Here is a 13,505-nt window from a genome sequence, read left to right as displayed (position 1 = left end):
AAGCTCCGGTCCCTCTCGTCATTCAAACTTGGGTGGATCAACCGCGCGACCCGTTTTGCCCCGACGCATCAGGCATTGCCCGCCGTTTCGTGACAAGAACGGGAAGCACAGGCCGCCCTTAGCCCCGGCGCCCGGACCGGACAGCCCGCAGTGGCCGTGTGATGCGCCATGAGCGCGAAGCATAGACGCGGTGCAGCTCATGTTCCAAACCATCGGCGCGGATACGCTCCTGCTCGGTCCGGTCGGCTGCCTGATCAGCCAGAAGAACGCCGCCCAGCACAAACTCGCGTTGGGCTGCCTTGATCTGAATGTCATCCAGCCTGCGCTGAAGCGCCTCCGCCTTTGCCTTTTGCAGATTCCGGTCCGCCACGATCTCTTCGATCTTTGCAAGCTCTGCCGACAGTCTTGTCAGCTCTGCCGCTTCGGCCTGCGCATTTGCATCCGCTGTCTCGCGCAAGGTTGTGGAGGCATGAAGCGCGATATGATCCCGCAGCAAAGCAGTTTCCTGCGCCAGCCCGGCATAGCGCGCCAGCGCGCTTTCACACAGGGGCAGGTCAACCAATGCCGCGCCCGTACCACGTCGCAGGGCGGCAATCTCGCCGGCAAACCGGCCCGCCTCGGCATCGCGGGCCAGCAGCGCCTCGGCAAGGACCAGATAAATCGCATCCGGCAGCGCCGGAACCTCAGCATTGGCCCGCGCGCCACTGCCCGGCGCGATCAGCGCCAGTGTTGCCGCATCACCCGATGCCACAGCCCGCGCATCCACCAGCCAGATTCGCCGACGCAAACGGCGGGCAGCGGTCAGCAGCGGGGCGATGCCGGATTTCCACGCTGCCAGCGCTGCCCCCGCCGACTCTGCCCCTTGCAGACAGCGCGCCAGCGCCTCTACCGGATCGGCCAGCACCAGCAGCAACGGGCGTTCACCCTGAGTCGACGCCGCCTCGGCAAGATTGGACTGCACCACCATCTCCCGTTCCGGTCGTGCGGCCGCCAGCTGTTCCACAATCAGATCTGCCAATGGCTCATCCGGCGGGATGACAATCGCAAAATCCAGATCCATATCTGCTGTGACTGGCATGGGTATTCCTTGATGTACTTTATCAAATTATGAGAGCATTCGAACATGGGTTCTACCCCTATTCTTGCGCTTTCCATGTCAGACTTGCCCTTACAGCGAGTTCGGAGCAAGCGGTTTCAGCCTGCTCCGATTCAGTTCATCCGTCCGGTGAAACAGCTTCGACACAGCGCCAGACGCAGCCGAGACTACAGCCGTGCTTCCAACATCTCCAGAACCTGCGCCAGCTCCTCCGGCGTGCTGCAGGCCGCAAGCGACGCGCTGGCCTGGCGGCGCAGACCGACATAGCGCGTCACTTCAGCCCGATACGCCTCGGCATGCGACAGGATCAAGCCTGCCAGTTGCACCACAGTCTCGCCGCTCTGCGCTGCCTCTGCCTCCAGCAAAGCCTCCTGTATCGGTGAGGCCGTACCGTCCAGAACCGCCTGTGCGGCAGCTTCCTTTGCCGACCAGGTCAGTTGCTCGGCCAGGGGTATCCCCTCTGACAATGCCGCAGTGGCCGCCTCGATCAGCGCGGCCAGCCGCGCGGCAGCCGCGCTCCGTGCGACTGACAAGGCCGCAGCTGCACGCGATTCCGCCGTCACCATCATCGAAAAATCAATCTTGGTCATTTTGCGCATCCTCCGTGATGTCCATGGCATAAGGCGGCAGCGCAACCGGGCCGTCCGATACGCTCTGCGGTTCGGGCCAGCACGTCTCGGGCGGGGCAGATGCCCCGTGCGGCAGAATCAGCGGCACAATCAGCACGCCTGCAGCATCCCGGCTGACATCGCCCGCGATCCACGGGTTGTTGATCGCATCGCGCGGCAGGATCGCACCCTCAGGCAGCGGGCCAAAGTCCAGCGTCTCGCCGTTGAGGGTAATGGTGTCACCCTGCACGCTGGCGGTCAGGGCAGTGTCCATACGGACGGGGGAAAAGGTAAGCTTCATCGCCATCTCCAAATGCAAAATCAGAACCAGCGGCCAATGCCGAAGCTCCAGGCCTGAACCCCGCTGACAGAGGCCGAAGCGAAGAGCCGGGGCACAGCATTGGTTGCCGTGCTGTTGGCGGGCGGCCCGCCCCAAAGCGTAACCGAGGTATCCGCCGATTGGTGAAGGGCAAAGGGCACCGCCGCGAACGCGGCAGGCCAAGGGGTAGCAGTCCCGATTCCGCGAAACACCGAACCAGCGACCGTGGTTACATTCACGGTCTGTGTGCCGGTGGTGCAGATCTGGGTGCCATCAGCAAAACGCACGTATTCGCCATTGGCATTGCTGCCCCGCTCGATTACCGCCCCGGTCGGCACCCCACCTGCCTGACTGACAGTGCCCAGAATATTGCCCCGGCGAAACGCCTGCGCGGGTCCGGCCCCGGTGCGCACCAGGCGGCCAGTGGAGGTATCAGAGTCACTCTGCGTAACCGCCAGCCCCGTCATCGGCACGTCAACCTGACAGGCGCTGTTGCTCAGCAGCCAGCGTATCACCCCGCCGGTTGCAGCCCCGATCTGGTCGGCAGCTGGGCGGAACAGCCCGGTGTCCACATCGCCTGCAAAGCCCAGCGCCGGAGCGACAGCACTGCCCGCCGCCAGCAAGGCTCCGGCTGGCAACGTAATCTGCCCGCTGTCCGGCGCTGCCAGCAAGGCATCAGCCCAGCCCGCTCCATCCGCACTGACCTTGATCGCAAAGGCATCAGACCCGGAAAGTCCCATCTCGGCCCGACCGGACCAGTTGGTCTGAAACAGCAACGATGCGGTATCCCCGATAGCCGCCTTGTTGATCTTCAGCTGATGCCCCGCCCCATCATGCGACAACAGGGTCGCAGGCGATACCACCGCCAGCCGGTTCGTCGCGTCAAAGCCGGTGCCGATGCCCAGCCCATCGACCTGTTGCAGCGGCAGTCCTCCCCAAACCCCGTTGCGATAGATCCGCATCGCCTCCGCCGACCGGTCCCAGGCCCGCCACCCCTCGCGCGGGATGATATACAGCCATCCTCCGCCTGCCCGCATTGCCAACGCGCCGACATGGCCGACCCAAACCCCGGTCGGCGCAGGCCCGATCCCCCAGATCTGGCCATCGGCAAAACTGACAGGCGGATCATTCTGACCAACCGCCTCGACACAAAGCTGAACCACGCCATCCAGAACAAGCAGTGCTTCGTTATGGGTGACATGCTTTTGCGCCTGTGCCTGCAGAATATAAGGCATGACAAGGTTTTGCGTGGTGTCCGGCATTGCCGTGGCTCCTGGGTTCATTCTTTGCGTTGAACAAACCTAGGCGCGAATGGCCTAATATTGCCGCAGCGCACAGATTGCGCCGTTTACATTCCGTTAATCAGGTTGCCCCGCCGGAGCGGTGGCCAGTTGCATCACCCCCGCATGACTCAGCGATCTGTCATCGGTGACCGCATCGCGAATGGCCCGCCACAGCAAACGCCGGAACGCGGGCCGGGTCGCCTCGGGGTACAGCCGCGCCTGTCGCGGCCATTGCACCAGCCACAATGGCAACAGCAGCCAGAACGCCCAGCCAGCGGCCAACCGATACAGCAGCAGCCGGTTGCGGTGATAATAGTAAACCTTCCACAACGGCGTCACCATGCCCCCCTCGCCCAGCGAAGCGGTGTCATGCTCAAAACCGATCTGAGGGGCAAATCCAAGCCGGCCGCCGCGCCGCGTCAGGGTCATCGTGTAGATCGCATCATCGGCATAGATAAACAGTGACGGGTCCGGCAAACCCGCCCGCTCCAGCGCGTGCCGCGACAGGAACAGCCCGACAAAGGACGCGCCATCAATCGGGCGCAGCGCCTGCCCGGCAAAGGCCGCGTCATCCAGATGAAACGCCGCCCGCCCGCCGCCCAGCAGCGTGCGCAGAAACACGCGCCTGTGCCAGAACGGGTTCACCGTCGGGCGGTTCATCCGGCAAATTCTGCCATCCGGGTGCCGCACCGCGGCTGCCACACCCGCCAGCCCGTCAAAAGCGCCCTCTTGGTCCAACGCGTGAAACCGGGCAAAGGCCTGTGGGCCGGGCCGGGCGTCATCGTCCATGACCACAATCCAGTCGGCATCATGGCCTTGCCACGCACAGGCCATGCCATGGGCAAAGCCACCTGCCCCGCCCCGGTTCTCGCCCAGCCGCTCCACCTGAACCCGCGCATCCGGGCAGTCCGCCAGCCAGTCCGGCGTTCCATCCGTGCTGGCATTGTCCACCACGATCACCGCATGAAGCTGGTCCGGCGGATGGCTCAGCAAAGCCGCCAGTGTGCTCTGCAACTGTGCAAGCCGGTTGAATGTCACAACCACAGCGACCAGTTTCGCATTGGTCCGCATCAGAAACTCTGCATCGTCTGTTGTGTGAACCTGTATCGCCCCGGCCAGATCCGGCCCGCTTGGTATGCGGCAGCAACGCCACAGGCTCAACCTCAAATGCCAGCCCCAGACCGCGAACCCCCCGGTTTTCCGGTTGCCGCCCCAATCCGCACATGTCACCAAGACGCAAAGACAGATGCGGAGACGGGTTTTGGATCATGTGCTGGTAACCGGCGGCGCGGGCTTTGTCGGCTCGCATGCCTGCAAGGCGCTCAGAAATGCGGGCTTCATCCCGGTCACGTTTGACAACCTCTCCACCGGCTGGGAACAGGCGGTCCGGTTCGGCCCGCTGGTCAAGGGCGATCTGATGGACCGGGCAGCTCTCGACGCCGCCTTTGCGCAATACCGCCCGGTCGCGGTGATGCACTTTGCCGCCCTGTCGCTGGTCGGCGATAGCATGAAAGACCCCGCGCATTACTGGCGCGTCAATATCGGCGGCGCGCTCAATCTGGCCGAAGCCGCAGTCGCCTCCGGCTGCCTCAACTTCATCTTTTCCTCCACCTGCGCCACCTATGGCGATCAGGATGGCGTGGTGCTGACCGAAGACACGGTTCAACGCCCGATCAACGCCTATGGTGCCTCCAAACGCGCGATCGAGGATGTGCTGGCGAATTTCGGCGCGGCCTTTGGCCTGCAACACGTGATCTTCCGCTATTTCAACGTCGCCGGTGCCGACCCCGAGGGCGAGGTGGGCGAACAGCACCGCCCCGAAACCCACCTTATCCCCCTGATGCTGGAGGCGATTGCCGGTCGCCGCGAGGCGCTGGTGCTGCATGGCACAGACTACCCGACCGCCGACGGCACCTGTGTCCGCGATTACATCCACGTGACCGATCTGGTGCAGGCGCATGTTCTGGGCCTGCGCTGGTTGCTGGAAGGCAAGGGCAGCACGGCGTTCAACCTTGGCACCGGCAACGGCTTTTCGGTGCGCGATGTGATCCGCCATGCCGGGCAGGTCACCAACCGCCCGGTCCCGATCATCGAGGGTCCACGCCGGGCAGGGGACGCCGCCGTGCTGGTTTCAGGCAGCCAGCGTGCCGAAACGGAACTGGGCTGGGTCCGGTCCCATTCGACCATGGACCAGATGATCCGCGACGCCTGGGCCTGGGACCAGAAGCCGGGCTACGATTCCTGACCGCCCCCTGTCCTGAAACCTTCAGCGGTTCAGCAGATCCTTGTGATAGCGCCGCAGCAACATCATGCCAAACACCATCGGCAGCAGCGACCACAGCAGAACATAGGCCACCGAGACGTATTCGGGCCGGTACGTCGGGTAAAACCCCTCACGCATCAGGCCCGAGATGTGAATCCACGGCAGATAATACAGCACTTTCTGCGCCCCTTCCGGCACCCCTTCATACAAAAAGAACACGCCCGAGACGATGAACAGTGGCCGGGTTAGGATGGACCAGGCGATATCCCACACCTCGATCCGCGTGCCGAGGTAACAGTTCAGCGTGCCGAGCCCCAACCCCAGCAGAGCAGACAACCCCATCGCCAATGCAATTAGCGGCAAATCAAGAACAGTCGTCGTGCTGGAGAACGACAAGATAGCCCAAAAGACCACGATCGCGACCAACAGTCCGGTCAGCGTATTCAGCAAGAACCGCGCCAGCAGCGAATCCATCCAGGTGACCGCAGGATACATCAGCAAGGGTTTGGAAAAGGAAATCGACCTCGCCGTCACATTCGCAATCGTCTGATACAGCGAAAACGGCATATATCCTGTCGCGTAGAACAACAGAAAATCATTTCCCAACGCCGGAGAGCGAAACAAAAGCCCGAAGCCGACCGCCATGACGACAATGGCTCCGATCGGTTCCAGCAAGGCCCAGGCATAGCCGCCCGGTGACCGGCCATACCGCGTTGACATCTCGCGCAGCATCAGCGCCGATACCGTGCGGAACGTCGCCCAGCTGCGGCGTGGCTTGGGCCGGTCCATCGGCAAGGGCGGAATATTGATCACTTCCATCGCGCTGCTCTCTGCCACCGTCCGTCAGCTCCCGCAGTCGTGACAACGCACGACATCACTATTCACCCGCGCACCATTCGATGCTCTGGTGAAACCGGCTCTGGTTATGTAGTAATGACGGACAGAGTGCAAATTTTTCAGGACGGGCTTAATTTGAGCGAACCGGCGAAACCGCAAGCGACAGCAGCCTCTCAGGTGCCAGCCCCCTCTGCATCTGCGACAGCGTCATCCGCCCTCAAATCAGTGCCCTCTCCGGCCGGGGCTCCGCCGGCCAGCAAGCCGGTAGCCGTCGTTCCGGCAGCAAAACAGACACCCGGCCCGAACGTGGCCCCCGCCCCAAAGGTCGCGCCCCCGCCCGCCAACCCCGCAGCCAAGATTGCACCCGTCGCGGCTGCTCCGGCCGCTGCAGCCCCTGCGCCAGCCGCTCCGAAACCGGCCCCGGCACAACCGGCAGCCGAAGCCCCAAAGGCACCCGCCAGCCCGACCCCGGCAGCCGCCCCAAAACCGACCCCCGCCCCGGCAGCACAACCAGCCGCACCGTCTGCCGCCCCGGCGCCCAAGCCTGCGGCCGCCCCAAATCTGGCACCTGAAGTTCAGATGCGGCCCGTAGCCGGTCCTGCAATGCTAAAGCGGCGGCATTACGGTCTGATGCTGTCATTCCTCGCACTCGTCATTCTGCCTGGCATTGTCAGCGCGTTTTATCTCTTTGTCCTCGCCAATAACCAATATGCCTCCCGCGCCGGGTTCACGATCCGGCAGGAAGATGGCAACAGCGCCAGCGCCATTTTGGGCGGCCTTTCCTTTCTCACCGGCTCAGGTCAGGGGGTAAATGCGGGTGTGCTGAATGAATTCATGCAAAGCCAGACCATGATGGAAAAGGTCGACGCCCGCATCGACCTGCGCGCGCATTACAAGCAGGGCTGGCCCACCGATGTTGTGTATTCCATATGGGAAGATGCCACCACCGAAGAGCTGTTCCGCTTCTGGAAACGGATTCTGCGCCTGTCCTACGATTCTTCTTCCGGTCTGATCGACCTCACCGTGAAAGCCCTTGATCCCGATACGGCTCAGCAAATCGCGCAGGTGATTCTCGAAGAGAGCCAGATCATGATCAACCAGCTCAACGACACCTCTCGCCGTGATGCCTTGATCAATACCAACCGCGAGCTGGAACAGGCTGTGGCGAACCTGCGGGTGGCACGCGGCGCTTTGACCGTGTTCCGCGCCGAGTCGCGTATCGTCGACCCGATTGCAGATATTCAGGGCCGGCTGGGCGTCGTGTCAAATCTTCAGCAACAGCTGGCACAGGCGCTGATCGAACTCGACCTGCTTGACCCCTCCACCCGCGTTGACGATCCCAGACGCGCGCAGCTGGTCCGCCAGATCGAAGTGATCCGCAACCGGATCGAGCAAGAACGCAATTTCTTTGGCACCACCGGAAATTCGAACTCTGACGACAGCTATCCCGAAATGATGGCCAAATACGAAGGGCTGAGCGTCGATCTTGAATTTGCCGAACGCAACTACACAGCCGCCCTTGCAGCCAAAAGCTCGGCGATTTCCAATGCCAACCGCCAGTCGCTTTATCTGGCCGCCTATATCCCCCCGACAAAGGCGCAGGATGCAGAGTTTCCAAAGCGCTTCACGCTGCTGGCCATGATCATGGGGTTCCTGCTGATGGCTTGGGCCACCCTTGCACTGGTCTACTACAGCCTGAGAGACCGGGGCTAACCACATGCCGGTGGGGCGAATACGGCCATGATGGTTTTTGAAGACCTGTCCAAAGGGTTCTGGGTCAGGGGCGAGTGGTATTCTGTCCTCGACAATCTGAACCTGGTCCTGCCGACCGGGAAATCCCTGGCCCTGCTCGGCCGTAACGGCGCGGGTAAATCCACGCTGCTCAAAATCATCTCGGGCACGATGCAACCAACCACAGGCCGCGTCATTGTGCAGGGCAGCGTGTCATGGCCGGTCGGCTTTTCGGGCAGCTTTCACCGCGATCTGACCGGCGCGCAGAACACCAAGTTTCTGGCGCGGGTTTACGGCGTCGATACCGAAACCCTCACTGATTTCGTCGATGACTTTGCCGAACTCGGCAAACATTTTCACATGCCGATGAGCACCTACTCCTCCGGCATGTACTCACGCCTTGCCTTTGGCATTTCCATGGGCATTTCCTTTGACATCTATCTGGTCGATGAGGTCACCGCCGTCGGCGATACCCGCTTCCGCGAGAAAAGCGCTGCCGTTTTTGCCGAACGGATGAAGCAATCCAGCGCCGTTCTGGTCAGCCACAATCCCGCCGATATCCGCAAATTCTGCGATGCCGCCATTTTGCTGCACCAGGGCAAACTGTCGTACTTCGACGATGTCGAAGCTGCGCTTGCCGCGCATGCTCAGCTGATGAAATAACTCCTGCGGCCAGGCCGGGATTCTCTCATCCCCGTTCAGAAAATCGAAATATGCTGATCCAGCGCGTCAATGTCGGTAAATCCGACCAGAACAATCGTCGTGCCTGCACCACCAAAGGACAGAACGGTATTGCCATTGCCGTCAAGGCTGGCAAACTGGCTTTCAATCTGCTGCGAGGTCAGCGTGCCGAACTGCCATGCCCACAGCGTATGATACAATTCCAATCGGTCACCTTCGGCTGGTGAAAAATCAGTAATACGCGTAACCGCGTTGTTGCGGTAAAACACAAACGTATCCGCCCCCGCCCCGCCGGACACCGTATCATTGTCCAGACCCGGCGCGATCGTGTCATTGCCGTCGCCGCCAAAGATCAGGTCATTGCCGGGACCGCCCCAGATGAAATCATCCCCGGCACCGCCATAGGCCTGATCATTGTCCAGAGCGCCATAGATGATGTCATCGCCATCACCTCCATACAGCGTATCGCGGCCCACGCCCCCGGCGATAACGTCAGCGCCAAGGCCGCCATTCACCAGATCATGGCCATCGCCGCCCCATACCTGATCCGGGCCAGCGCCACCATACAGAAAGTCATTTCCGATGCCGCCGCCGAGCGTGTCGCTGCCATTGCCGCCATAAAGCGTATCATTGCCCTGCGCACCCCAGACCTCATCATTCCCGTCACCGGCGTCAACAAAGTCATTCCCGAACGACGCCCAGACCACGTCATTGCCCGCCCCGGCATAAATCACGTCATTGCCTGCAAGGGGCATGAAAAAGTTATCCGCGTCATTGCCGTAAATCGTATCCGCGCCTGTGCCGCCGACCGCGTTCTCAATCACCGTGCCCAGCGCAACCACCACAGTCCCGACCTGTCCATAGACGTTGGAAATCCCGCCCGGCCGCATGTCGATCAGCTGCGCGGCACTGGTGCGGCTGAAATTCATCGTGTCAACACCACCGCCATCCACGATGGTAAAGCCAAAGGCTTGCCCGCCAACCATCCAGCCGGGCCGCGCCGCACCATCGAACATGACACTCATCGCAACGCCAAGCCGCCCGCCGATATTGGAATACGCTCCCCAGACCGTATCCCCGGCAAAAACCGCAGGCGACACACCGTAAAGCGTCTGCATCGCAAGGATATCCGCCGGCATCGGCGTGAGCGGCAGGAAACTGGTGCCGGTGACATAACTGTTTTCGTCAAGCGCGAAATACGACATGATCGTCATCTGATAGCTGTCGTTCCGGTAGTGATTGTCCCTGCCGTAAACCGCATTACCGTCATAAAATCCGCCGTGGCCCAGACCAAGCGCGTGGCCGATTTCGTGCAGATAGGTCAGATAGGAATAGCTGCCATAGGTCGTACCGAACGTGCCCAGCCATCCGGCGCTGATCGTCACCTGACCACTCGTATAGCTTCCGTCCAGCGAAATGTTGGCCGGCCCGGCAAAAGCATAAAGCCCGGTACCCGCCTGCGGATCATGATCCCGAAAGCTGATCGTCGCGCCCGCACTGGCCGTCTCGACAAAATTGATCCCGGTGTAAGCGGTCCACGTCTCCAGCGCCATGCGGGCCAGTTCACGCCCTTCGGGGGATAGCGCGGTCAGGTTGACCGTCAGCGTCGAACCGGCGCTTACACCAGCCAACCGCAGCGCAGAGCCGGTGATACCCCACCCCATGTCTGTCAGCTGGCTCGCCGCCTGCTCGATCGTAAAGACATCTGTGGCCGTACGCAGGGTATACTGCCCGGTCTGGCCACCGACGCCCCGGACATCCAGATAGTAGACCCCACTGGTCGCGGGCGTAAACCGAACCATCGACATCAGGTTGCCCGCCCCCGGCTCCGCGTCATCATTGAACGCGACCTGTCGTCCGCCCCCATCGCGCACCGTCAGCATCGGATCACGCAGCCCCGCCCCGCCCCCGGTGCCATAGGCGGTAAACACATAAGTATGCCCGGCCACCAATTCCACCCGCACCCAGTCTGCATCCTGCGCCGTGATGGTGCCGCCAAAAGTATCACCCACCGCAACCTGCGCCGTGGTGGCGACAGATCCGGCCGCGTCGCCCACTTCGCGCAAGGCAGCCTGCCGGATGGCAGCTGACCCATCCCCTGCACCGATCCCGACTGCGTAATCTTTTGCCATCAAAGAATATCCTTGTGATCCGGCCCCGACGGGCAAGCTTCAGTTCAATGCAGTGCAGCCGCAATCGGTCATCGCAGCGAAAGGTGCAGCAAAGAGTCGATCAGCTCAGACCGCGCCGCATCATCCAGATCGGCATCCTGCCGGGCAACGCCGCGCAGCTCACCGGGCGGCTGCCCGCGCCAGTCCAGCCGCGCCATAAAGCTGCGCGCGGTGGCCCGGTCTATCGCCAGCACAACATCCGCATCGGGGGCACGTGTCACCTGTAGGGCCGGAAACGCCGCAGCCAGCCGCTGCCCGAACAACGCACATACGGTTTCGACATCCCCGGATTTGACGGTCAGGGCAACACAGTCAAACGTCACAGGGCCTGCCATCCCGACGGGCGGGACGAACCCCATGCCAGCCACCAAAACCATTGCAGTCATCCATTTCACACTGCGACACCATCCATCGCCCATGCCAAACCTTACGCATAATCCTGACCTGCGCAAAGTTGAAACTTGATGATCGTCCGATGAAAAGGTCATCACAACCTCCTGAAAAGCGGCATAAATTACATGGCAATTTCATCGAGCTTTTCATAACTCCGTTTGAAAAGCCCGAATACCGCCCGCTTGCGGTCGCGGCCATTTCCCGGCCCTTGCCCACCCTCGCCTCCGGGTGTCTGCAATCGGGGGCTTTGGTATGTTGCGTGTGGTGGACCGCTTTGGCAGCGGCAATGCGGCTGTTGATCTGGGTATCATTGATCTGTCGGTGATCAACGGTCCCGCAGGTGTGCGGCTGGTGGCCTATTCGGGCACCAATGGCGGGGTCGCCACCTATCAGGTAGGGCCAAACGGGCGCCTGAGCCCGATCGCAGCCAGCGCGATTTCAACCGGACACGGCCTGCTGGCCGAAACCAACATGGCGGTGGCCTATCTTGGCAGCACCACCGCCCTGATGGTCGGCATCGCCGGGGCCAATGGCCTCACCGGATGGGGGTCAAATCTGGCAGGCGCAATCGGGCGGCCCTATGCGCTTGCGCTGCCCGCCGGGTTTGCCGGGCGGATGCTGATCGCTGATCAGCCGGACGCGGGGGCGCGGTTCTATGTCCTGTCTCCGGCAACCGGGCGGATTGCGGTTTTCGATCTGGCCCGCGGTGCGATGACCGAGCTTTCCGGGGCCGGGGCGGCACTGGCGGGCAGCCAGACTTTGGTGCAGGTGGCAGGCGCGGGCGCGCCGCTGCTGCTCAGCGTCGATGCCAGCCGCACGATCCTGACGGTGCACCGCCATGACCCGGCAACAAACAGCCTGACCCGCACCTCTGCACTCTCCGCGTCCGATGGCCTTGCCGTCGCCAGCCTTTCCGATCTCGACGTGGTGCGCATGGGCAGCCAGACCTTTGTGATCGCCGCAGCGGCGGGGTCTTCCAGCCTCACCGTGATGCGGCTGTCCGCGCAGGGGCAGCTCAGCATCACCGATCATCTGCTCGACAGCCGCGACACAAGGTTTGATGCGGTCCGCGCGGTCGATACGATCACTGTCGGGGATCAGGTCTTTGTCGCGGCCGGCGGTGGTGATGATGGCGTGACCCTGTTCCGCCTGTTGCCCGATGGCACCCTGCAAACCCTTGCCACCATCGAAAACAGCATCACCGGCGGCCTGTCCAATGTCACCGCGATCGAGATCGTCCATATCGGCGACCGGCTGTACCTTTATGTCGGGGGCGAAACGGAGCGCGGCCTGACACTGCTAGAATGGTCACTCGGGGACATGGGCGCAGTCGTCGACGGCACCGGAAGGGGTGGCACAGTGACCGGCACCACCGGCGCTGATATCCTCACCAGTGGTGCACCCGGCCAAGCACTGTCCGGCGGTGCGGGCAATGATGTACTGATCGCTGCCACCTCTGGCACCCGGCTGACCGGCGGCACCGGCAATGACACCTTTGTGCTGCGCAGCAGCGCCACGCAAACCACGATCACCGATTTTCAGCGTGGGGCCGACCGGCTTGATCTTACCGGCTGGCCCATGATGCGTGACGCAAGCCAGCTTTCGGTCACCCCGCGCGGCGATGGACTGACCATCAGCTTCAACGGCCGCAGCGTCACCATTCTCTCGGCCGATGGGAGACCGCTGACCCTGGCCGATATCCTGCCTCAGGGCATCGGCCCGTCCCGCATTTCCGTCGAGATCCTGACCGCCAGCGCAACCGGCGGCTCCGCCCATGGCGAAGGCGACGGCGCCCTTAGCCCCGGAGCCCCAATCCCTCCCGGAGTTGGCACGGGCGGCGGCGGCACGGGCGGAGGTGGCACGGGCGGAGGCGGCACGGGCGGAGGTGGCACGGGCGGCGGTGGCACGGGCGGCGGTGGCGCGGGCGGAGGTGGCACGGGCGGAGGTGGCACGGGCGGAGGTGGCACGGGCGGAGGTGGCACGGGCGGCGGTGGCGCGGGCGGAGGTGGCACGGGCGGAGGTGGCACGGGCGGCGGTGGCGCGGGCGGAGGTGGCACGGGCGGAGGTGGCACGGGCGGAGGTGGCACGGGCGGAGGTGGCACGGGCGGCGGTGGCGCGGGCGG

The 13,505-nt window shown here is 62.8% G+C and carries 12 protein-coding genes; 4 read left to right on the top strand and 8 right to left on the bottom strand.

Features of this window, described 5'->3' with window-relative positions; translation table 11 throughout:
• Positions 1 to 118: 118 nt before the first annotated feature.
• The 5 genes from D1012_RS20375 to D1012_RS20355 all read right to left on the bottom strand — a co-directional run bounded on the left by D1012_RS20375 (position 119) and on the right by D1012_RS20355 (position 4,377).
• On the bottom strand, positions 119 to 1,078 hold the full coding sequence (locus D1012_RS20375) for a hypothetical protein (protein WP_147335757.1): 960 nt from the start codon (positions 1,076 to 1,078) through the stop codon (positions 119 to 121).
• 185 nt (positions 1,079 to 1,263) lie between these two features.
• Entirely contained in the window at positions 1,264 to 1,686 is a 423-nt protein-coding gene (locus D1012_RS20370) for a hypothetical protein (RefSeq protein WP_118155972.1), read from the bottom strand.
• The gene (locus tag D1012_RS20365) at positions 1,673 to 2,005 is read right to left on the bottom strand and encodes a hypothetical protein (RefSeq protein ID WP_118156027.1); all 333 of its coding nucleotides are present in this window, start codon (positions 2,003 to 2,005) and stop codon (positions 1,673 to 1,675) included. The genes D1012_RS20370 and D1012_RS20365 overlap by 14 nt, the downstream gene beginning before the upstream one ends.
• Before the next feature lie 20 nt (positions 2,006 to 2,025).
• Positions 2,026 to 3,285 (bottom strand): DUF2793 domain-containing protein, encoded by a 1,260-nt coding sequence (locus D1012_RS20360; protein WP_158569412.1) that lies wholly within the window; start codon positions 3,283 to 3,285, stop codon positions 2,026 to 2,028.
• Positions 3,286 to 3,381: 96 nt separating this feature from the next.
• A complete protein-coding gene (locus tag D1012_RS20355; protein WP_118156026.1) occupies positions 3,382 to 4,377 on the bottom strand; it encodes a glycosyltransferase in 996 nt (331 codons plus the stop codon).
• A gap of 175 nt (positions 4,378 to 4,552) precedes the next feature.
• Between D1012_RS20355 and galE the strand changes: the two genes are divergently transcribed.
• Positions 4,553 to 5,551, top strand: coding sequence for a UDP-glucose 4-epimerase GalE (gene galE / locus D1012_RS20350; protein WP_118155970.1), 999 nt, complete (start codon positions 4,553 to 4,555; stop codon positions 5,549 to 5,551).
• Between the two features lie 21 nt (positions 5,552 to 5,572).
• Here galE and D1012_RS20345 read toward each other — a convergent pair whose 3' ends face one another.
• Positions 5,573 to 6,388, bottom strand: a complete 816-nt coding sequence (locus D1012_RS20345) for an ABC transporter permease (protein WP_233517218.1) — start codon at positions 6,386 to 6,388, stop codon at positions 5,573 to 5,575.
• A gap of 597 nt (positions 6,389 to 6,985) precedes the next feature.
• Between D1012_RS20345 and D1012_RS20335 the strand changes: the two genes are divergently transcribed.
• Positions 6,986 to 8,119, top strand: a complete 1,134-nt coding sequence (locus D1012_RS20335) for a KpsE/RkpR family capsule polysaccharide export protein (protein ID WP_118155968.1) — start codon at positions 6,986 to 6,988, stop codon at positions 8,117 to 8,119.
• A 27-nt stretch (positions 8,120 to 8,146) separates the two neighbouring features.
• Entirely contained in the window at positions 8,147 to 8,800 is a 654-nt protein-coding gene (locus D1012_RS20330; RefSeq protein ID WP_118155967.1) for an ABC transporter ATP-binding protein, read from the top strand.
• A 35-nt stretch (positions 8,801 to 8,835) separates the two neighbouring features.
• Here D1012_RS20330 and D1012_RS20325 read toward each other — a convergent pair whose 3' ends face one another.
• Both D1012_RS20325 and D1012_RS20320 read right to left on the bottom strand, forming a co-directional pair.
• The gene (locus tag D1012_RS20325) at positions 8,836 to 10,950 is read right to left on the bottom strand and encodes a M10 family metallopeptidase C-terminal domain-containing protein (protein WP_118155966.1); all 2,115 of its coding nucleotides are present in this window, start codon (positions 10,948 to 10,950) and stop codon (positions 8,836 to 8,838) included.
• 68 nt (positions 10,951 to 11,018) lie between these two features.
• The gene (locus D1012_RS20320; RefSeq protein WP_118155965.1) at positions 11,019 to 11,366 is read right to left on the bottom strand and encodes a hypothetical protein; all 348 of its coding nucleotides are present in this window, start codon (positions 11,364 to 11,366) and stop codon (positions 11,019 to 11,021) included.
• A gap of 268 nt (positions 11,367 to 11,634) precedes the next feature.
• Here D1012_RS20320 and D1012_RS22740 point away from each other — a divergent pair.
• On the top strand, positions 11,635 to 13,505 hold a 1,871-nt coding region (locus D1012_RS22740), incomplete at its 3' end, for a M10 family metallopeptidase C-terminal domain-containing protein (RefSeq protein ID WP_158569411.1).

The sequence above is a fragment of the Pseudotabrizicola alkalilacus genome, assembly GCF_003443995.1.
Taxonomy (GTDB): Bacteria; Pseudomonadota; Alphaproteobacteria; order Rhodobacterales; family Rhodobacteraceae; genus Pseudotabrizicola; species Pseudotabrizicola alkalilacus.
This window is presented reverse-complemented; position numbering and strand designations above follow the sequence as displayed.